The sequence below is a fragment of the Pseudomonadota bacterium genome (genome assembly GCA_039196715.1).
Lineage (GTDB): Bacteria > Pseudomonadota > Gammaproteobacteria > CALCKW01 > CALCKW01 > CALCKW01.
This window is the reverse complement of the sequence record JBCCUP010000044.1, coordinates 17,698-37,492: the sequence shown is the minus strand read 5'-3', so window position 1 is coordinate 37,492 and position 19,795 is coordinate 17,698. Positions and strand designations below refer to the sequence as shown.

Here is a 19,795-nt window from a genome sequence, read left to right as displayed (position 1 = left end):
GGCAGGTTCCTTAGTGCAGTCAACTCGTGACGTCGATAGGGTGCTGGCGTGCGGATAGCCCATCGGGGTCCGATGTTGGACGGCAACATCACACAGAGACCGAATACACGCTCGCAATCGACTTCGTGTTGATACATCCAAACCTTGTCTTGCAAACGGGGAGGAGTCCATACACGCTCCCACAGAGCGACGTCACAGCTGTGAGGGCAGCGTCGTCATCGGCGCACCTGTCCATCAGGATATCGCCTACCCCGTGGGAGCCGCGTCGTTGCTCAGCAACACGCGGTGAAAGCAATGCCAAACAAGACCACCAAACTCACTATCAACACAACACCCAGAGCCCCCAACCCGTCCCATCCCCGAAACACCCGACACCCGCACCAGCGCAGTGCACCCACCGCCCCAAAGCCGTCCGTCAAGCCACCGCCGGAATACCGTACAATGCCCCGGTTCCCGTTCGGCCCGGCCGAGCACCACACACCCTTCTGGAGGCTCTTCCCATGAAACGCACCCTGCTCAGCCTGGCGGCCCTTGCCGGCATGGCTATCACAGGCAACGCCGCTGCGGCGGACTTCAAGGCCTGTTTTGTCTACGTCGGCTCCAAGACCGACGGCGGCTGGACCCAGGCCCACGACATCGGCCGCCTGGAAATCGACAAGCACTTCGGTGGGAAGGTCGAAACCGCATATGTCGAGAACGTAGGCGAAGGCCCTGACTCCGAGCGCGCCATCGAGCGTTTCGCCCGCTCCGGCTGCGGCATCATCTTCACCACGTCGTTCGGCTTCATGGACCCGACGCTGAAAGTCGCCAAGCGCTTCCCCAAGGTGAAGTTCGAGCACGCGACCGGCTACAAGACCGCCGACAACGTCACCAGCTACGGCTCACGCTTCTACGAAGGCCGCTACATTCAAGGCAAGATCGCCGGCGCCATGTCCAAGACCGGCACCGCGGGTTACATCGCCTCCTTCCCGATCCCGGAAGTCGTGCGCGGCATCAACATCTTCGCCAAAGGCGCGCGCGAGATGAACCCCGACTTTCAGCTGAAGGTGGTCTGGGTCAACACCTGGTTCGACGCCGGTAAGGAAGCCGACGCCGCCAAGGCCCTCTTCGACCAGGGCGTCGACGTGATCACCCAGCACACCGACTCCACCGCACCCATGCAAGTGGCCGCCGAGCGCGGCGGCATGGCGTTTGGCCAGGCATCGGACATGATCGCGGCCGGTCCCGAGACCCAACTCACCGCCATCATCGATTCCTGGGGCCCCTACTACATCAAGCGCACCCAGGCCGCGATGGACGGCACCTGGGAGACCGAATCCAGTTGGGACGGCCTCGTTGACGGCATCCTGACCATGGCCGACTACACCAACATGCCCGAAGACGTCGCCGCCATGGCAGAAGCCACCGAGGCCGCGATCATCGCAGGCGAGCTGCACCCCTTCACCGGCCCGATCAACAAGCAGGACGGTACGCCCTGGTTGGCCGAAGGTGAAGTGGCCGAAGACGGCCCGCTGCTCGGTATGAACTTCTACATCGAAGGCGTGGAAGGCGCGTTGCCGCAGTAACCAACCAACACGCGATCAACGTGTTGCAGGGCCACCCCCAACGGGGTGGCCTTTTTTGTAGCCGTCGGGCGCGGGTTCGGCATCCGGCTTGGCATGCCGGTCGTAACTCGCCTCGAGTTCTCCGCGCAGAAACGCCCCGAATCGGATGGGCTCGAACCGCGGCGCGCCCAAGCCCGCCAGGGGCGCCACGACGGTGCTGACGTGCGGGTCGTAAAAGAACGGCACCGAGTAGCGCTCCCGGCCCGAGGTGTTGATTACCCGGTGCGGAGTTGAGCGCAGCACCCCGTTCGACAGCCGGTGCAGCATGTCGCCGACGTTGACAATGAACGCGTCCGGCACCGGCGGTGCCTCCACCCACGCGCCTGCGGGCGTCTGCACCTGCAGGCCGCCGACATCGTCCTGTGCGAGCAGCGTCAGGCAGCCGAAGTCCCGGTGCGGCGCCGACCCGTAGAGGTCGTCCGGGGCCTGGGGCGGTTGCGGCGGGTAGTGCAGCAGGCGCAGCCAGGTCGTCGGGGTGTCGAAGGCGCGCAGCGCGGTGGCGTCGGCGACGCCGAGCCCTTCGAACGCCAGCGACAGCAACCGACGCGAGAGTGCCGTCATCGCGGCCACGTAGGCTTCGCACGCCGCGCGGAATCCGTCGAGCGCCGGCCACCGGTTGGGTCCGGAGAGGTAGACGGCCGGGTCGGCGGTCGCGTCTTCGCGCATCAGCATGAAGGACGCGGACTGGTTGGGCCTGGTGACCTCGGCCAAGTCAGATGTGACATCAGTCGAGGTGTTGATTGCGATGTAGCCGCGGTGGTTCGCGTCGAGCGCCAGCGCGAGCTTGTCCTCGAGCGGCAGGGCGTGGAAGCGCCTCGACGCATCGAACACCGCCGCACGCAGCGCCGGGTCCACGCCGTGGCCGGTGATGTAGGCGAACCCGGTGTCGCGGTAGACGGCGACAAAACGCTGCGCGAGCGCAGCCGTGTCGCCGTCGCGGTTCAGCGCAGAGACATCAATCTCCGGGACCTCTGAAAACTCCCCCACCAATACGTCCTCCTTGCTGTCAGCGTGACGCGGTGTTGCCACGCGCGCGCACCGCAGGCGCAATCATGTCACGCGCATCCGCCAACGCGAAGTGCGCCTGGCAGGCCGCCACGAACGCGCTGACCAGGCGCCGCGGCTGGCCGCTGAGTGTGCCGAGTGCGAGGCGCAAGGCAGCGGGCGTGTCGCGCAGCGGCACGGCGGTCAGTGCGTCCCCGGCGTAGCTCGTCGCGCTGCGCGGGCGCATGTTCAGCACCGAACAGCCCACCCCGGCACCCACCAGGCTGCGGACCATCTCGGTGCTCGTGGCGTGGGCGACGATGCGAGGCCCGACACCGGCTGCATCAAAGAGCCCGCGCAGGTATTGCGCGGTAAACGGCAGGTCCAGCAGCACCACCGGTTCGTCGGCGATTTGCTGCAGGCGCAGGCTGCGCCGCGAGGCAAGCGCGTGGCTGTCGGCAAACAGCACGTAGGGCGGCGCGTCGATCAGTGCCGTGACGTCAATGCCCGGTTTGGCGCCGTCCGAGACAAACACGATTGTATCGAACGCCCCAGAGAGCAAGCCGGCCTGCGCGCGCTCGTTGTCGCACTCGGTGAAGCGCACACGCACACCCGGGTTCTCGGCCAGCAGCGGCTTGAGCACGCGCGGCAGGAACGCTGGTGCAACGGGGGCGTAGTAGCCGATCGAGAGCTCCCCGGACAGTGCCTCGCGCAGCTCCGTGCCACTCGCCAGCAAGTGATCGTATTCCTCGATCAGGTGCCGGATGCGCGGGACCAGCGCCACCCCGGCCGCGGTCAGTGCGAGCCCTTTGGCCGGGTAACGCTGCACGAGTCTGAGGTCGAACGCCGCTTCCACGGTGTCGATGGCCGCCGCGATTGCGGACGGTGCGACGTGGACCTGCGCGCCCGCCCGGGTCAGCGAGCCGGTGTCGGTCGCGGCGAGGAAGTACACAAGTGAGCGCAAGGACGGCGTGCTGCGCATGGAACTCTCCCTCTGAATTTCAGAGCTATATGGCAAGAATAATCGTCTTTTCCCATGATAGAGCGCCATGCCACACTGACCAAACCTCATTCAGTCTCGGTGCACCCCTCATGGCAGACTCCGCTACCCGTGCCGGCCCCAGCCGCTTCGAGAAGCAATGGCACTACCGCCCCGACGTGCCGATCCGGACCTCGCCGCTCTTTCAGTGGCCACCGTCACCGGTGGGGGTGTGGCGCTGGGTCGCGGCGCGCTGGCTGGTGTTCGGCGAGAACCTGATCATCGCGGTGCTGGCCTTTCTGTGCTGGACTGCTTTGCAGCCGCCGCTTGAGGACATGGCCGAGTTGTCGCTGGGCTGGGTGGCCCAGCTCTGGGTGCGCAACGTCGTGCTGATTGCGCTGGTGGCCGGGGGCCTGCACCTCTGCCTGCACCAGCGCAAGACGCAAGGCGACAAGCTGAAATTCGACCCGCGTGAGCTCAATGCAACCGGTTCCGCCTACAGCTTCGGCAGCCAGTTGCGCGACAACCAGTTCTGGACGCTCACCAGCGGCGTCGCGTTCTGGACGGGCTTCGAGGTGCTGATGTTCTGGGGCATGGCGAACGGCGTCGTGCCGGTGCTTGCGTGGCGCGACAACCCGGTGTGGTTTGTCGCCCTCTTCGTGCTCACACCGGTGTGGATCTCATTCCACTTCTACTGGGTTCACCGGCTGCTGCACTGGCCACCGCTCTACAAAGTGGCGCACGCGCTCCACCACCGCAACACCAACGTTGGGCCCTGGTCCGGCCTCTCGATGCACCCGATCGAGCACCTGCTCTTCTTCAGCTCGATCCTGATTCACTGGGTGGTCGCCTCGCACCCGGTGCACATCCTGTTTCACATGCAACACCAGGCGCTGACCGCGGTCACCTCACACGCCGGCTTCGATGACCTGCTGGTGAAAGACGCACACGCACTGTCGCTCGGCAATTTTCATCACCAGATGCACCACCGCTATTTCGAGTGCAACTACGGCAACCTGGAGGTGCCGTGGGACAAGGCTTTCGGTTCGTTTCACGACGGTACCGACGCATCGCACGAGCGTTTCCTCGAGCGCCGGCGGGCCGTGCGTCACAGAGCCTGAGGGACCGGTCCGTCGGTCAACCGACGTTGGCCAGCGGGGTCTTGGCGAACCAGGCGAGAAAACGACCGGCCTCGAGCTGAAAGCCGTCGTAGAGCACCTCGCCGCCCGGTGCGATGACGACGAACCAGGGCGTCCCACCCGAGCGGTACTTGGCCATGACGGCCGGCAGGTGGGAGCCGTCAGTGGCAGCGTCAGCGTGTCCCACTGGCATCGCGAGCTCGTACTGCTTCTGGATTTTTTCGAGCTTGTCGACCGAATTGGTGTTCAGGCCCTCAAACGCCGTTTGGACAGCCGCAAACGCGATGTTCGGGTTGTCGGCGAGCGCGTGGCTCATGGTCTTCAAGGCCGGGAGGCCGTGGCGATGGCAGCCTGGGCACCAGTTCTGCCAGAACTTCAGCACGATGAGCTTGTTGCGTTGCGGCTCGACCTTGAAGTCACCGCCGGGGTTACCGTCGGCGTCGAGCCAGTAACTGACGTCGAGCTCAGGTGCGATGGACCCGACAATGCCACGCTCTGGCGCGGCCAGTGCCAACCCAGCCGAGGCGGCGGCTGCAGCGGCCAGTCCGCCCTTCAGTGCACGGCGGCGTGTGAGTGAGACCTGTTCGCGCATTGTTCCGCCCACGGTTTTCCTGCTGTGTAGAGCCCTGCTTCGTGCAACAGTTCACGCGCGGCACGACGGATGCACCCGGTTTCACCGACCATGCGTGTTACTACGTACAGTGTACGAGGTCGTGCGACCCCGTTTTGTCGCCCGACACGCAGTTTCGCGGCTCAGTCGACGTAGGCCCCGGTGGACACGTTGCCGCCCGCCCCGCTGAACCGCACGCGCGTGCCGTCCGAGTGTATCGCCACGTCGTAGCAGGCCCAGTCGCCAGCCGGCGGCCACACAGAGCAATACCGGTCGCCTTCGACCCGCCAGCGCCCCCAACTTGGCCGGCCCGCGTCGTAGAGCGTGCGACCCGAAGCGTAGAAGGTCTGGGTTGCGGCGGCGTAACGCAGCGTCTTGTCAGTCAGGGCGACTGAGATGCCGTCACCGTCCAGCGTGCGCCAGTCGGTGGCGTGCGCTGACCCGACCAGCAGCAGGCCCACTGCCCACCAACAAATGCGTTTCAACGTCACCGTGACACCCCTGGCCGACTGCGTCGGCGTTCCGACAAGACGGGCGCGACGATCACCACCGCCACGCCACCGAGCACGGCAACCGCGCCGACCGCCAGTCGGGTCGACACCGGTTCGGCCAGAAAGAGCACACCACCGACCGCCGCAATGACCGGCACACTCAACTGTACCGACCCCGCCACCGGCGCGCTCATTGCCGGCATCGCGCTGTACCAGACGGCGTACCCCGCCCCCGAGGCCACCACCCCCGACGCCACCGCGTACAGCGCTCCGAGGGTCGAGCCGTGCAAGGCCGAGGCACTCACGAGCAACAGGCCGAGCGACGCCGGCGCCGCCCGCACGAAATTGCCGGCGGTGGCCGCCAGCGGGTCCCGCACCCCCCGACCGAGCAACGAGTAGACGCCCCAGGCCACGCCGGAGACGAGCATCAGCGCGGCCGCCCCGACCGGTGGCGCACGGAGACCGGGCGAGAGCAGCCCCACCAACCCGATCAACGCCGCCGCAAGGCCACCCCACTGCGCTGCCGACAGGCGGTCGCCGCGCACAAGCCCGACGCCGATCATCGTGACTTGCACGGCACCAAAGAGGATCAGTGCACCCATCGCCGCCGACAACTCCAGGTAGGCAAACGAGAACGCAGCTGCGTACACGAACAGCGCCGCCGCACCGGCCAGGGTGCCCTCCGCAGCGGCCCGGTTGCCTGAGCGCAACCGGACCAGCAACCACAGTGCAAGCGCGCCACTGACGAGCCGGATCACCGTGAAACTGCTGGCATCAATCAGCCCGTCGCGGATCGCCACACGCGCCAACAGCGAGTTGGCCGCGAACGCCACCATCGCCAACAGCGTCAGCACCGTCACCCGAGCTGCCATGTCTGCGTCCGTATACACCACGTGAAGCCGCATTATTGCAGCGCCGACGCACGGGTCCAACGCAATTCACGCGCGTACGCAGTTCCCCCGATGGGCAGCGGGCGTGTGCGGCCCAAGGCTACACTTACGCTCATACCTTCGTGGAGATCCGGTCATGGCGCGCAGTCGATTCGACTTCAAGAACGCGAATGGCTTGACCTTGTCTGGCCTGCTCGAGACGCCCGAAACCGGCACGCCGCACGCAACGGCCGTGTTCGCGCACTGTTTCACTTGCGGCAAGGCGAGCCGAGCGTCGACGCGCATCAGCCAGGCGTTGACACGGCACGGTTTCGCGGTGCTGCGCTTCGACTTCACAGGCCTGGGTAACAGTGAGGGCGAGTTCGCCAATTCGCACTTCAGCGCCAACGTCAGCGACCTGATCGCCGCCGCGGGGGCGCTCGAGGCGGCCCACAGCGCCCCGTCGCTGTTGATCGGCCACAGCCTCGGCGGGGCCGCCGTGCTGCACGCCAGCGCACAACTGCCTTCGGTGCACGCGGTGGCCACCGTCGGTGCGCCGGCAACCGCCGACCACGTCCAACACCTTTTTGCCGGGCAACGCGACGCGATCTTGCAATCCGGCGAGGCCGAAGTCGACCTCGGCGGGCGGCGCTTCCGCCTCGACAGCGCCTTCGTCGAAGACCTGCAGAACCACAACAGCCTCGCCCCACTCGCCGAGCTCGACGCCGCCTTGCTGGTGTTCCACTCACCCCAGGACACGATCGTATCCATCGATGAAGCCGCCAAGATCTACACCGCGGCACGCCACCCCAAGAGCTTCGTGTCGCTCGACGGGGCCGACCACCTGCTGACCGCGCAGGCCGATGCGGACTACGTGGCCGACACCCTCGCGGCCTGGGCCAGCCGCTACGTGCCCCGACCGGCCGAAGACGAATCTGCTCCGGCCCTCGCCCCGGGCGAGGTCTGGGTGGGTGAGCTCGACCACACGTTCAAGCGTGCGATGCGCGCCGGCAAACACCGACTCGTCGCAGACGAACCGGCCGCATACGGCGGCGGAGACACCGGACCCGCACCGTATGACCTGCTGTTGATGTCACTCGGTGCGTGCACCTCGATGACGCTCCGCATGTACGCCGAACGCAAGGCAATCCCGCTCGAGGACGTGGACGTTGTGCTGACGCACGCGCGCGTGCACGCCGCCGATTGTGCAGACTGCGGTGACCTCGGCGACCGGGCAGACAGCGCCAAGCTCGATCGCCTCGAACGGCGCATCACGCTGCAGGGCCCCCTCAGCGCCGCGCAACGCACCCGTTTACTCGAGATCGCCGATCGTTGCCCGGTCCACCGCACGCTCGAGAACCACCCGGTAATCACCACAGTGCTGACCGACTGAGCGCGAATTCCGGTGGCAACACCGCCTTAACCCGGTGCGCGCAACTCGGTAGACTGGTGCCGCACCACCACGGCGGCCTGCGCTGACCGGTGGCTGAGTCTTCCGGACGCGGAGCGCGCAGCATGACAACCGTGGACATCGACGTCGACGCCTTCTGGCACGACCCCTACCCGCAACTCGCCGCGTTGCGACACGACGCGCCTGTTGCCTGGGTGCCACAGTTGCGGGCGACGCTGCTGACCCGACACGCCGACGTGGTCGAGAACGAAAAGCGCGTCGAGGTGTTTTCCTCGAGCATGCCGAATGGCCTCATGACCCGGCTCATGGGCGAGAACCTCATGCGCAAGGACGGCGACGCGCACTTCAGCGAACGCCGCGCCATCATGCCGGCCTTGAGTGTCAAGGCCGTGAGGACCGTCTGGCGCGCCCAATTCGCGGCCCTGACCGACGCGATCCTCGACGCGCTCGTGCCGTGCGGCGCGTGTGAGCTCGTTCAGGACCTCGCGATGCCGGTGTCAGCCGAGGCACTCAAGGCCGTCACCGGCCTCGCCAACATGTCCGCCGCCGAAATGGACCGCGTCAGCCAGGGCATGATCGACGGCTGCGCAAACTACAGCAACGACCCCGACGTCGAAGCGCACTGCCACGACTGCACCGCGTCCATCACCGAGCACATCGCCGAACGGCAACAGGCGCTACAGGATGCGCCCGACCACTCGATGCTCTCGATGCAACTGCAGGCCGGCCTCAGCGACGCACAGATCGACGCCAACATCAAACTTGCGATCTCCGGCGGGCAGAACGAACCGCGGGACGCCATTGCAGGCACCGTCTGGGCGTTGCTGCGGCACCCGGAGCAGCTCGCTGCGGTGCGCGACGGCGCCGCCAGCTGGCTGAATGCGTTTGAGGAGTACGCCCGCTGGGTGTCGCCGATCGGCATGTCTCCCCGGCGGCTGGCGCAGCCGTGCACGCTGCGCGGGGTCGACCTGAACCCGGACGGCCTCGTGTTCTTCATGTTCGGGTCGGCCAACCGCGACGAAGCCGTGTTCGAGGCGGCGGACACCTTCGATGTAACCCGAAACCACCGCAACACGGTGAGTTTCGGTGCCGGCCCGCATTTCTGCGCGGGCGCGTGGGTGTCACGGTGCTTGATCGCGGAGGTGGTGTTGCCGCGCGTGTTCGCCCGGCTCCCGAACCTGCGGGTGCAGCCCGACGCCGCCACCCCGTTCGGTGGCTGGGCGTTCCGCGGACCGTTGTCGGTGCCCGTGTGCTGGGACGCCGCGGGCTAGAAACTGGCGGCCTAGCTTTTCTTGTTGGCCCAGGCTTTGACCGCCGAGACGACCGACGCGATGACGGACCCGCTCTCACCGCCTTTGTCGGCGCCGTTCTTGGCGTTGTTGCCCTCGATCTGTTCCCAGCGCACGCGCGACTCGATGCTGTCCACACGCAAGGCACCGGACTCTTCGAGCTCCCGGTAGACCTCACCGATGTGCGGCTTGAACGTGGTTTGCGCGCCGCCACCGACCTTCGACCAGCGGTCAAGTGCCGCCTCGGGGTTGTCCTCGGGGTGTTCCCGCTCTTCGTACAGCTTGCTGATACCGGGACGAAAGGTCGCGGCCGGGATCTTGGGGCGAACGCGTTTGGTGGCGCGCGCACTCGGTGCACCCATGACGGCACTCCAACTGACACTGTGGTGAGATGGGTATCGGCCACCCCCCGCTGCAGGTTGAGCCAAACCGGACACAGCCGCAGGGAATCAGCACCCGAGCGCAGTCAAACCGCACCCTGTGACACGCACCAGACGCGCCAACAACTTCCGTTTACGTAACGTCAATCAAGCCGTATAGTGGGCCGGACGTGCGAGGCTGTGCTCCCGAATGACCAACACCACCGAACCCACCCATTCCATCTCCGAGCTGGCGCGCGAATTCGATGTGACCACCCGGACCATCCGGTTCTACGAGGAGAAGGGCTACCTCAACCCGAGCCGAGACGGCAGGAAGCGCGTCTACTCCCGCCGCGACCGCACCCACCTGCGCTTGTTGTTGCGCGGACGCCGCCTCGGTTGGTCGCTCGAGGACACCTGGGAGTTGATCAGCCTGTACGACTCCGAAGAGGGCGAAGCCGCGCAGCTGCGCGCCATGTTGGGGCGGCTTTCGGATACCCGGGTGCTACTTCAGCAGCAGCGCCTCGACATCGACCGCGCCGAAAGCGAACTGACCGACATCGAAAGCCGCTGCCTCACCCGGCTGAAAACCGCCGAGTCGCGCTGAGGAGCGGCGCCGGGTCCACGGAGGCCAACTAAACTCTCGGAGTCGTCACGCGCGCCCGCGTGGCAGGCACCGGTCGGGCGGCTCGGCTCTTGCAACTCCCCGTGCAACCCAGCCTTCCCCAGCGGCTGACGCTACTCCTGTTTCACACGTAGGAATTGATGGTGTCCACAGGCCAACACCAAGAGCAAGACGCACCCACAGTCGACGCACTCAAACAGCGTATCCAGCGACACCTCGACCACACCCTCGGCGCCGACGCCGACACGGCGAACTACCGTGCCTGGTGGACCGCGACCTGCATGGCCGTCAACGAGCTGGTGTTCGACGGTCTGCGTGCCACCCACCAACGGCACCGCACCCTCGACACGCGGGCGGTCAACTACCTCTCGCTCGAATTCCTCATGGGTCGACTGTTGTCGAACAACCTGCACAACCTGCACCTCTTCGACACCGCGCGCGACGCACTGGCGGCCTGCGGTCACGACCTCGACGCGATCCTCGAAGAGGAGCCGGACATGGCCTTGGGCAACGGCGGCCTGGGCCGGCTCGCCGCGTGCTACCTCGATTCGCTCGCGACGCTCGACTACCCGGCGATCGGCTACGGCATCCATTACGAGCACGGCCTGTTTCGCCAGGAGTTCCACCGCGGCGTCCAGATCGAGCGCCCGGACGAGTGGCGCGAGTACGGCAACCCGTGGGAGGTCTGTCGCCCGGAGTCGGTACAGGAGATCCCGCTCTACGGCCACGTGGCCATCGAACACGACGACCTCGGTCGCCCGCACAAGGTGTGGCACCCCGGCCTCGTGATTCGCGGCGTGCCCTGGGACGTCCCGGTGGTAGGTTACGGCGGCAAGACCGTGAACGTGTTGCGCCTCTGGGAGAGCCGCGCGTCGCAGCACTTCGATTGGGACGCCTTCAACGCCGGCGCATACGCCGACGCCCAGGCTGAGCAGACCCGCGCGAGCACGGTGTCCAAGGTGCTCTACCCGAACGACGAAACCGAGGCCGGCAAGGAACTGCGACTGATTCAGCAGTACTTCTTCAGCGCCTGCTCGGTCAAGGACATCCTTCGGCGGTTCCGGCGCACACACGATGACTGGGACGAGCTGCCCGAGCAAGCCGTCATCCAACTCAACGACACACACCCGACCGTCGCGATCCTCGAGCTGCTGCGTATTCTGGTCGACGACGAGTCGCTCGACTTCGACCACGCCTTTTCGATCGTGCGCCGCGTGTTTGCCTACACCAACCACACGCTGCTGCCCGAGGCCCTCGAGACCTGGCCGGTGCGTCTGTTCGAGCGCGTCATGCCGCGCCACCTGCAGCTGCTCTACCAGATCAACGAGGCGTTCCTCAGCCGCGACGTCGACGCGCGTTGGCCGGGCGACGACAGCATGAAGCGCAAGTTGTCGGTGATCGAAGAAGGCCACGAACGCAAGGTGCGCATGGGTAACCTCTGCGTGATTTCCGCGTTCAAGGTCAACGGGGTTGCGGCGATTCACTCGGAATTGATCAAGAGCGACCTGTTCCCGGAGTTTCACGCGCTCTGGCCGGAAAAGCTGACCAACGTCACCAACGGGGTTACGCCGCGACGCTGGCTGAAGGCCTGCAATCCGCAACTGGCCGACCTGCTCGACCAGACCGTCGGAGACGGCTGGCCAACCGACCTCGGCCTGCTGCGCACGCTCGAGGACCACGCCGACGACCCGCTGTTTCAGCGCCGCTTTCTCGAGATCAAGCAGCAGAACAAGCGCGCTTTGTGCGACGTGATTCGCGAGAGCACCGGCGTGGAGGTGAACCCGACGGCACTCTTCGACGTCCAGATCAAGCGGCTGCACGAGTACAAGCGCCAGCACCTGAACCTGCTGCACATCCTCACGCTCTACCACCGGATCCTCGCGAACCCGGACCACGACATCCACCCGCGGGTGTTCCTGTTCGGCGCCAAGGCCGCGCCGGGCTACCGCCTGGCCAAAGACATCATCTACGCCATCAACCGGGTTGCCGAACGCATCAACCAGGACGAGCGTGTGGGCGACAAATTGAAAGTGGTGTTCCTGCCGAACTACCGGGTCAGCCTCGCCGAGAAGATGATCCCGGCTGCCGACGTGTCCGAGCAGATCTCGACAGCCGGCAAGGAGGCTTCGGGCACCGGCAACATGAAGCTGGCGATGAACGGCGCCGTGACCGTCGGCACGCTCGACGGCGCAAACATCGAGATCGCAGAGGAAGTCAGCGCTGACAACATCTTCATCTTCGGCCTGACGGTCAACGAGGTGAAGGCCCTGAATGCCAAGGGGTACAACCCCTGGCACCACTACCATGCCAACGCGGAGTTGCGCGCGGTGCTCGACTGGCTCGGCGGCGATTTCTTCTGTCCTGACAACCCCGGCGCGCTTGCGTCGATCCGACACAGCCTACTCGATGCCGGTGACCCCTACCTCTGCCTCGCGGACTACGAGAGCTACGTGAAGGCGCACGAAGCCGTCGACACCGCCTTCAGAGACCGCAAACGCTGGGCGCGCATGGCGATCCTCAACACCGCACTGACCGGAAAGTTCAACTCGGACCGCTCGATCGAGGACTACGTGCGCGGTATCTGGCACCTCGACCGGGTCGACGCCCGCAGCGCACTGCCCGACCGCATCGCGAGCTGAGGCCGGGCGTGGCGGCCGTCTGGCCGCGACCGCCGAAGCCGTGAAGTACACTAGAGTCCACCGATCCGGACAGGACTCTCGCCGCCGTGAACCGCGCTGACCAGTCAGACATCGACGCCCTGGCGCAGGGGCGCCACGCCGACCCGTTCAGTTGGCTCGGCTGCCACGCGACCGAGGCAGGCTGGGCGATCCGCACCCTGATGCCGGGCGCCGAGCGTGTCGAGTTGCTCGGCAGTGCACACACGCAGCCGTTGGCCCAGGCCACCCGACTGCACGACAGCGGCCTGTTCGAAGCTGCGCTCAGCAGTGCTCCACCAGGCTTGCAATACAGCTGGCGCGTGCACTGGCCACACAGTGCGCCGCAACACATCACCGACCCGTGGCGTTTCAGACCCGGCCTCGGTGAACTCGACCTGCATCTGCTGTCCGAGGGCACCCACGGTGCACTCGGCGATGTGTTGGGCGCCCACCCGACGGCCATGGACGGTGTCGACGGCGTGCGCTTTGCCGTCTGGGCACCAAACGCCCGCCACGCAGCGGTGGTCGGCGACTTCAACGGCTGGAGTGCGACGGCGCATCCCATGCGCCACCGCGGCGCCAGTGGCGTCTGGGAGTTGTTCGTGCCGCAGGCCACCGTGGGCGCGCGCTACAAGTTCCAGCTCACCGCGGCGGACGGCCGCACCCTGCCCGCCAAGGCCGACCCGTGTGCGCGCCAGGCGGAATTTCGGCCCGCCACCGCGTCGGTGGTGGCCGACCCGACGCCGTTTCACTGGCGCGACGCCGCCTGGCTCGCCGACCGCGGCGCCGCCCAGGCGACGGGCGCGGCGATCAGCGTCTACGAGATACACCCCGGCTCCTGGCGCCGTGTGCCCGAGGACGGCAACCGCCCTCTGAATTTCCGCGAACTCGCCGACCAGCTCGTCCCCTACGTGCAGGCCATGGGCTTCACGCACGTGCAGCTCATGCCCGTCAGTGAGTACCCCTTCGACGGTTCCTGGGGCTACCAGCCTACCGGTTTGTTCGCGGTCAGCAGCCGCTTCGGCACCCCCGCGGACTTCTGCTACTTCGTCGACCGTTGCCACGCCGCCGACATCGGCGTACTGCTCGACTGGGTGCCGGGCCACTTCCCGACCGACCCGCATGGCCTGGGCCAGTTCGACGGCACCGCACTCTACGAGCACGCCGACCCGCAGCGCGGCTTCCACCCGGATTGGAACACCCTGATTTACAACTACGGCCGAACCGAGGTCGCCAACTTCCTCGCCGCCAACGCCAACCACTGGCTCGAGCACTACCACCTCGACGGCCTGCGCGTGGACGCCGTGGCGTCGATGCTCTACCTCGACTACTCACGCGAACCCGGTGAGTGGCAACCGAACGCGCACGGGGGCCGCGAGAACCTTGAGGCGGTGGGCTTTCTCCAGCGGGTCAACCGCGAGGTCTACGGCGCACACGCTGGCGTCATGACGGTCGCAGAGGAATCGACCAGTTGGCCCGGCGTGACCCGAGCAGCCCACGACGGCGGACTCGGTTTCGGCTACAAGTGGAACATGGGGTGGATGAACGACACGCTGCGCTACATCGCGCGCGACCCGATCCACCGCGCGCACCACCACAACGAGCTGACCTTCGGGCTGGTGTACGCGTTCAGCGAGAATTTCATCCTGCCGCTGTCGCACGACGAAGTCGTGCACGGCAAGGGCTCGCTGCTCGGCAAGATGCCCGGAGACCGCTGGCAACAGTTCGCCAACCTGCGCGCGTATTTCGGCTTCATGTGGACCCAACCCGGCAAGAAGCTGCTGTTCATGGGCGGCGAATTTGCCCAGCAGGCCGAATGGAACCACGACGCCAGCCTCGACTGGCACCTGCTCGAGCACGGCGACCACCAAGGTGTGCACCGCCTGATCACCGACCTCAACCACCTGTACCGCTCGACGCCGGCCCTGCACCGCGACGACCGCGGCCACGACGCCTTTCACTGGCTGGACGCCGACGACGCGGCGCACTCGACCCTGAGCTACCTGCGCCACGACGGCGAGGGGGGGTGGGCACTCGTGGCCTGCAACTTCACGCCGACACCGCGCCACGGCTACCGGCTCGGCGTGCCGGTCGGCGGCCGCTGGACGGAACGGGTGAACACAGACGCGGCATGCTATGGCGGCAGCGACATGGGCAACGCCGGCGCCTGCGAGGCCGACGCCGTCGGCGCCCACGGCCGGGCGTACTCCTTGCAACTCACCTTGCCTCCCCTGGCCACGGTCGTGCTGACGCCCGAAACGACGCGATGACCCCTTCGAACACACCCAAGCCCCCGCGGGCCCCCCAGGCCCGTTTTCGGCGCTGGGGCGACCCCGTACCGCACTGAGGCGACGCCCGCGTGTCCCGCGTACCCGACCTCGCGCGCGCCCACTTCGGCGCGGCCCGCGCTCTGTCGCAGCCGCGGCTGCTGCGTGGGCGACCGTGGCCGCTCGGCGCGAGCTGGGACGGCACGGGTGTGAACTTCGCTCTGTTCTCGGCGCACGCCGACCGGGTCGAACTGTGTCTTTTCGATGACCGAGGCCGCCGCGAAATCGCCCGCCTGACATTGCCCGACAACGACGGCCACGTCTGGCACGGCTACCTGCCCGACGCCCAGCCGGGGCTGCTCTACGGCTACCGCGTGCACGGCCCCTACGCGCCCGAGCAGGGTCACCGATTCAACCCGCACAAGCTGCTCGTCGACCCATACGCCAAACAGCTGTTCGGCGACGTGCGCTGGTCGAATACGCAACTCGGCTACCGCGCCAACAGCGCGCAGGCCGACCTCAGCTTCGATCGCCAGGATTCGCAGGCCGGTGTGCCGAAGGGCGTCGTCATCGACCCGAGCTACCACTGGGGCGCACACCGCAGGCCCGACACGCCCTGGCAGGACACCAGCATCTACGAGATGCACCTGCGCGGGTTCACCATGTGCCACCCGGCGATCTCGGAGACCGACCGCGGACGCTTCGCCGGCCTCGCGGACCGCCAGGTGATCGACTACTTGACCTCACTTGGCGTCACCGCGGTCGAGTTGTTGCCGGTGCACGCCTTCGTCGACGACCGCTTCCTCGTGCAGAAGGGCCTGGTGAACTACTGGGGTTACAGCACGCTGAATTTCTTCGCGCCGGCCCAACGCTACCTCGGCACCCACGGTTTGCACGACGTCAAGCGCGCTGTCGCGCGCCTGCACGACGCCGGCATCGAGGTGATCCTGGACGTGGTCTACAACCACACCTGCGAGGGCAACGAACTCGGACCGACGCTGAGTTTCCGCGGCGTCGACAACGCGAGCTACTATCGCCTGCTGCCGGACAACCCGCGGTATTACATCAACGACACCGGTTGCGGCAACACCCTGAACACGGCCAACCCGCACGTGCTCCGCTTGATCCTGGACAGCCTGCGCTACTGGGCCGAGGACATGCAGGTGGACGGTTTCCGGTTCGACCTCGCCACCGTGCTCGGCCGCGAGGCAAACGGGTTCGACCCGAACGGCGGTTTCTTCGACGCCATTCGACAGGACCCGGTGCTCTCGACCCGCAAACTCATCGCCGAGCCGTGGGACATCGGCCCGGGCGGCTACCAGCTCGGCCATTACCCGCCCCCGTTTGCCGAGTGGAACGACCGCTTTCGCGACTGCGCTCGACGCTACTGGAGTGGCGACCGGACGGTCATGCGCGAGCTCGCCGACCGCTTGCTCGGCTCGGCCGGCAATTTCGACCACGGCCGCCGGTTGCCCTCCGCCAGCATCAATTTCGTCGCGGCGCACGACGGGTTCACGCTCACCGACCTCGTCAGCTATCACCACAAGCACAACGATGCGAACGGCGAAGAGAACCGCGACGGCCACGACGCGAACTACAGCATCAACCACGGCTGTGAAGGGCCGACAGACGACCCGATGATCCTCGCCGCGCGCGCGCAGCACCGCCGCAACCTGTTGGCGACGGTGTTCCTGGCGCAGGGCACGCCGATGCTGCTCGCCGGTGACGAGGTCGGGCACAGCCAGAGCGGCAACAACAACGCGTACTGCCAGGACAACGGTGTCACCTGGCGCAACTGGCACAGCGAAGACACCGACATGCTCTCGTTCACCCGCCGCCTGATCGCGTTGCGTCGGGCGCACCCGAGTTTGTCTCAACGGCGGTTCCTGCACGGCGAGACACACCCGGACGCGGCGTTGCCCGATGTGAGCTGGTTCGCACCGAACGGCGAGGCCATGGCGCCCGACGCCTGGCACGAGGGGGTCGCCGTGGGCCTCTTGCTGGCAGGCGACGCGGACGCTGACGCGACTGGCCAGCGCGCACCACAGCCGCTGCTGGTGCTGATCAACGGCGGTGACGCCACGACCCGCTGGCACTTGCCGGTGCACACCGGTCGGTGGCTCTGCGTGCTGCACACCGATTCGGCGCACTGGCGCGAGCCGGCGAGCGCCGCGGTCACCGACGGCGCGGTACCGCTGCCCGGCCGGTCGGTGGCCGTCTACCGTCTGCACGGCGACACCACCCGATGACGGCCCTCTGGACCCTCAGCGACGCCGTCGGTATCGAGCGCGGGTACTTCGACATCTACGGCAACCACCACGCCGTCAGCGAGGACACCTGCAGGCGCCTGCTCGGGTGCATGGGATTCGACGTCGACGACGACGACGCCGTCGCACGCAGCCTGGACGCCCACAGCTTGCGCAACTGGCGTCGCGCCCTGCCGCCCGTCGCGGTGTTGCCCGAGGAACAGCGCGACCACGCGATCGACCTCGTGGCCCCGAGCGACGCGCCCGACACGGTCGTGCACTGGCGGATCGAGCAGGAAGACAGTTTGCGCCAACGCGGTGAACTGCGCCTTGCTCAGCTGGCGGTGGGTGAGCGGTGCACGGTCGATGGGGCCGCGCTTGCACGTTACCGCCTGCCGCTGCCCGCCTACCTGCCACAGGGCTACCACGACCTGCGCGTCACGCAAATCGGCCAGGACACCACCGCCGCGGCCTGCCGTCTGATCGTGGCCCCGGCCACCTGCCACCCGGTGTCCGACCACCCGCTTGGCAAGCGGCACTTCGGTTTCGCCGCCCAGCTCTACGCCCTGCAAAGCGCGCGAAACTGGGGCATGGGGGATTTCAGCGACCTGATCGAACTGGCGCAAGCCGCGGCACGCCAGGGCGCGACCACGCTCGGGCTCAACCCGTTGCACGCCACCTACACGGGCCACGCACACCACATCAGTCCCTACTCGCCGAGCAACCGGGGCTTTTTGAACCTCAGCTACATCGATGTCACGGCCGTGCCGGATTTCGACGCCTGCGTGGCGGCCCAGGACACGGTCGCCTCACCCGCGTTTCAGGCCCAACTGGCGTCTGCCCGCGCCACCGAACACATCGAGTACCACGCGGTGTGGGCGTTGAAGCACCGGGTGCTCACGCAACTGTTCGCGCACTTCGTCGACCACGACCTCGCTGTCGACAGCCCGCGCGCACAGGCGTTTTCCGCCTTCTGCGACGAGCGCGGCCAGGCGCTGGCGCACCAGGCGCTGTTCGATGCGCTGTTCGACCACTTCTACCGCGACGACCCGAACCGCTGCGGCTGGCAGAGCTGGCCGGCGGGATTCGAAACGCCCGAGGCCCCCGGCAGCCAGGGCTTCGCCCGCGACCGGGCAGACGCCGTGCAGTTTCAGTGCTACCTGCACTGGGTAGCCGAGGAGCAGCTGCGCGAGGCGACCAACGTGTGCAGTCGGGTGGGCCTGTCGATGGGCTTGTACCTTGACCTCGCCGTCGGCTGCGACGCCGGCGGCGCTGAAGTCTGGGCAGACCGCGCGGCCTTCACCGCGGGCGTGTCGGTCGGTGCACCGCCGGACCAACTGAGCCCGGCCGGCCAGTCCTGGGGCCTGACACCCCTCAACCCGGTGACCCTGGTCGAACGTGCCTACGAGCCGTTCGTGCGCGCGCTGCGCGAGAACGCGCACCTCGCGGGCACGCTGCGGATCGACCACGTGCTCGGCCTGATGCGGCAGTTCTGGGTGCTCGATGGCGAGCCGGCGACCGCCGGCTGCTATGTGCGGCAACCGCTCGAGGACCTGTTGCGCCTGGTCGCCCTGGAGTCGCGCCGCGCCCGCTGCGTGATCGTCGGTGAAGCGCTCGGCACGGTGCCGGAGGGCTTCGAGGCCCGTCTCGACGACGCCGGTCTGCTCGCCTACCGCGTGCTCTACTTCGAACGCTGGCCGAGCGGCCTGTTCAAGCGGCCCGACGCCTACCCCGGGCGCGCGCTGGTCACCGCGTCAACCCATGACCTGCCAACAGTTGCGGGCTGGTGGCAGGGCCGTGAAATCGACTGGATGGCGGCCACGGGCCTGTTTCCCGGTGCAGACGACGCCGAGCGTGCCCGCGCGCAGCGGCAGGCTGACCGCCACCGGCTGCTGGACGCGCTGATCGACGCCGGCACGCTGCCACACGACCACAGCATTGACCCGGATGACCCGGTGGCGACACCGCAGTTGCTGTGTGCGGTGCAGGGCTACCTGACCGCGAGCACGGGCTCGCTGATGGTGATTCCGCTCGAGGACCTGTTGGGCATGACCGAGCAGGTCAACCTGCCCGGCACGATTGATCAGCACCCGAATTGGCGTCAGCGCCTGCCCTGCGCCATCGACGCGCTGTTCGACACGCCACTCGCGAGCGCCATGGGCAAGCGCCTGCGGATGGGGACTGGCTGACCAGACAACGCTGTCCGAGCCGGTCCGACGCAGCCGCCCGTACCGAGTCAACTGGGTTGCAGCGCGTCGGCCGTAT

The 19,795-nt window shown here is 67.1% G+C and carries 15 protein-coding genes; 9 read left to right on the top strand and 6 right to left on the bottom strand.

The annotated features are described in order from the left end of the window. The first annotated feature begins 500 nt into the window (after positions 1-500). Entirely contained in the window at positions 501-1,565 is a 1,065-nt protein-coding gene (locus AAGA11_14915) for a BMP family ABC transporter substrate-binding protein (protein ID MEM9604156.1), read from the top strand. A gap of 15 nt (positions 1,566-1,580) precedes the next feature. Here the strand turns inward: AAGA11_14915 and AAGA11_14910 are convergent, their stop codons facing one another. Both AAGA11_14910 and AAGA11_14905 read right to left on the bottom strand, forming a co-directional pair. Continuing rightward, positions 1,581-2,591 (bottom strand): 2OG-Fe(II) oxygenase family protein, encoded by a 1,011-nt coding sequence (locus AAGA11_14910; protein MEM9604155.1) that lies wholly within the window; start codon positions 2,589-2,591, stop codon positions 1,581-1,583. Positions 2,592-2,610: 19 nt separating this feature from the next. Continuing rightward, positions 2,611-3,570, bottom strand: a complete 960-nt coding sequence (locus AAGA11_14905; GenBank protein ID MEM9604154.1) for a LysR family transcriptional regulator — start codon at positions 3,568-3,570, stop codon at positions 2,611-2,613. Positions 3,571-3,680: 110 nt separating this feature from the next. Here AAGA11_14905 and AAGA11_14900 point away from each other — a divergent pair, with 110 nt between their 5' ends. After that, complete coding sequence (locus tag AAGA11_14900; protein MEM9604153.1) at positions 3,681-4,688, top strand: sterol desaturase family protein; 1,008 nt, start codon at positions 3,681-3,683, stop codon at positions 4,686-4,688. 16 nt (positions 4,689-4,704) lie between these two features. Here AAGA11_14900 and AAGA11_14895 read toward each other — a convergent pair whose 3' ends face one another. The 3 genes from AAGA11_14895 to AAGA11_14885 form a co-directional block, all read right to left on the bottom strand. Further along, the gene (locus tag AAGA11_14895) at positions 4,705-5,298 is read right to left on the bottom strand and encodes a TlpA family protein disulfide reductase (protein ID MEM9604152.1); all 594 of its coding nucleotides are present in this window, start codon (positions 5,296-5,298) and stop codon (positions 4,705-4,707) included. 161 nt (positions 5,299-5,459) lie between these two features. Beyond that, positions 5,460-5,807: a hypothetical protein gene (locus tag AAGA11_14890; protein MEM9604151.1), complete on the bottom strand. Its 348-nt coding sequence runs from the start codon at positions 5,805-5,807 to the stop codon at positions 5,460-5,462. Further along, a complete protein-coding gene (locus AAGA11_14885) occupies positions 5,804-6,679 on the bottom strand; it encodes a DMT family transporter (GenBank protein MEM9604150.1) in 876 nt (291 codons plus the stop codon). Before AAGA11_14885 ends, AAGA11_14890 begins: the two co-directional genes overlap by 4 nt. 154 nt (positions 6,680-6,833) lie before the next feature. Between AAGA11_14885 and AAGA11_14880 the strand changes: the two genes are divergently transcribed. Next, positions 6,834-8,069, top strand: a complete 1,236-nt coding sequence (locus tag AAGA11_14880) for a bifunctional alpha/beta hydrolase/OsmC family protein (protein MEM9604149.1) — start codon at positions 6,834-6,836, stop codon at positions 8,067-8,069. Positions 8,070-8,191: 122 nt separating this feature from the next. Further along, positions 8,192-9,358, top strand: coding sequence for a cytochrome P450 (locus AAGA11_14875; protein ID MEM9604148.1), 1,167 nt, complete (start codon positions 8,192-8,194; stop codon positions 9,356-9,358). Between the two features lie 11 nt (positions 9,359-9,369). On the opposite strand, the gene AAGA11_14870 is transcribed toward AAGA11_14875, so the two are convergent. Further along, a complete protein-coding gene (locus tag AAGA11_14870; protein ID MEM9604147.1) occupies positions 9,370-9,738 on the bottom strand; it encodes a hypothetical protein in 369 nt (122 codons plus the stop codon). A gap of 208 nt (positions 9,739-9,946) precedes the next feature. Between AAGA11_14870 and AAGA11_14865 the strand changes: the two genes are divergently transcribed. The 5 genes from AAGA11_14865 to malQ all read left to right on the top strand — a co-directional run bounded on the left by AAGA11_14865 (position 9,947) and on the right by malQ (position 19,719). Continuing rightward, positions 9,947-10,342: a MerR family transcriptional regulator gene (locus tag AAGA11_14865; GenBank protein ID MEM9604146.1), complete on the top strand. Its 396-nt coding sequence runs from the start codon at positions 9,947-9,949 to the stop codon at positions 10,340-10,342. A 161-nt stretch (positions 10,343-10,503) separates the two neighbouring features. Further along, positions 10,504-12,999, top strand: coding sequence for a glycogen/starch/alpha-glucan phosphorylase (locus AAGA11_14860; protein ID MEM9604145.1), 2,496 nt, complete (start codon positions 10,504-10,506; stop codon positions 12,997-12,999). A gap of 86 nt (positions 13,000-13,085) precedes the next feature. Continuing rightward, the gene (glgB, locus tag AAGA11_14855) at positions 13,086-15,287 is read left to right on the top strand and encodes a 1,4-alpha-glucan branching protein GlgB (protein ID MEM9604144.1); all 2,202 of its coding nucleotides are present in this window, start codon (positions 13,086-13,088) and stop codon (positions 15,285-15,287) included. Positions 15,288-15,376: 89 nt separating this feature from the next. After that, on the top strand, positions 15,377-17,533 hold the full coding sequence (gene glgX / locus AAGA11_14850; GenBank protein ID MEM9604143.1) for a glycogen debranching protein GlgX: 2,157 nt from the start codon (positions 15,377-15,379) through the stop codon (positions 17,531-17,533). Then, the gene (malQ, locus tag AAGA11_14845; protein ID MEM9604142.1) at positions 17,530-19,719 is read left to right on the top strand and encodes a 4-alpha-glucanotransferase; all 2,190 of its coding nucleotides are present in this window, start codon (positions 17,530-17,532) and stop codon (positions 19,717-19,719) included. Before glgX ends, malQ begins: the two co-directional genes overlap by 4 nt. The last annotated feature ends 76 nt before the right edge of the window (positions 19,720-19,795 follow it).

What these genes read in the sequence shown, in the direction of transcription:
- AAGA11_14915 (MEM9604156.1), top strand. Translation starts at nt 501, where the DNA reads ATGAAACGCACCCTGCTCAGCCTGGCGGCCCTTGCCGGCATGGCTATC.
- AAGA11_14905 (MEM9604154.1), bottom strand. Translation starts at nt 3,570, where the DNA reads ATGCGCAGCACGCCGTCCTTGCGCTCACTTGTGTACTTCCTCGCCGCG.
- AAGA11_14900 (MEM9604153.1), top strand. Translation starts at nt 3,681, where the DNA reads ATGGCAGACTCCGCTACCCGTGCCGGCCCCAGCCGCTTCGAGAAGCAA.
- AAGA11_14895 (MEM9604152.1), bottom strand. Translation starts at nt 5,298, where the DNA reads ATGCGCGAACAGGTCTCACTCACACGCCGCCGTGCACTGAAGGGCGGA.
- AAGA11_14885 (MEM9604150.1), bottom strand. Translation starts at nt 6,679, where the DNA reads ATGGCAGCTCGGGTGACGGTGCTGACGCTGTTGGCGATGGTGGCGTTC.
- AAGA11_14880 (MEM9604149.1), top strand. Translation starts at nt 6,834, where the DNA reads ATGGCGCGCAGTCGATTCGACTTCAAGAACGCGAATGGCTTGACCTTG.
- AAGA11_14875 (MEM9604148.1), top strand. Translation starts at nt 8,192, where the DNA reads ATGACAACCGTGGACATCGACGTCGACGCCTTCTGGCACGACCCCTAC.
- AAGA11_14870 (MEM9604147.1), bottom strand. Translation starts at nt 9,738, where the DNA reads ATGGGTGCACCGAGTGCGCGCGCCACCAAACGCGTTCGCCCCAAGATC.
- AAGA11_14865 (MEM9604146.1), top strand. Translation starts at nt 9,947, where the DNA reads ATGACCAACACCACCGAACCCACCCATTCCATCTCCGAGCTGGCGCGC.
- malQ (MEM9604142.1), top strand. Translation starts at nt 17,530, where the DNA reads ATGACGGCCCTCTGGACCCTCAGCGACGCCGTCGGTATCGAGCGCGGG.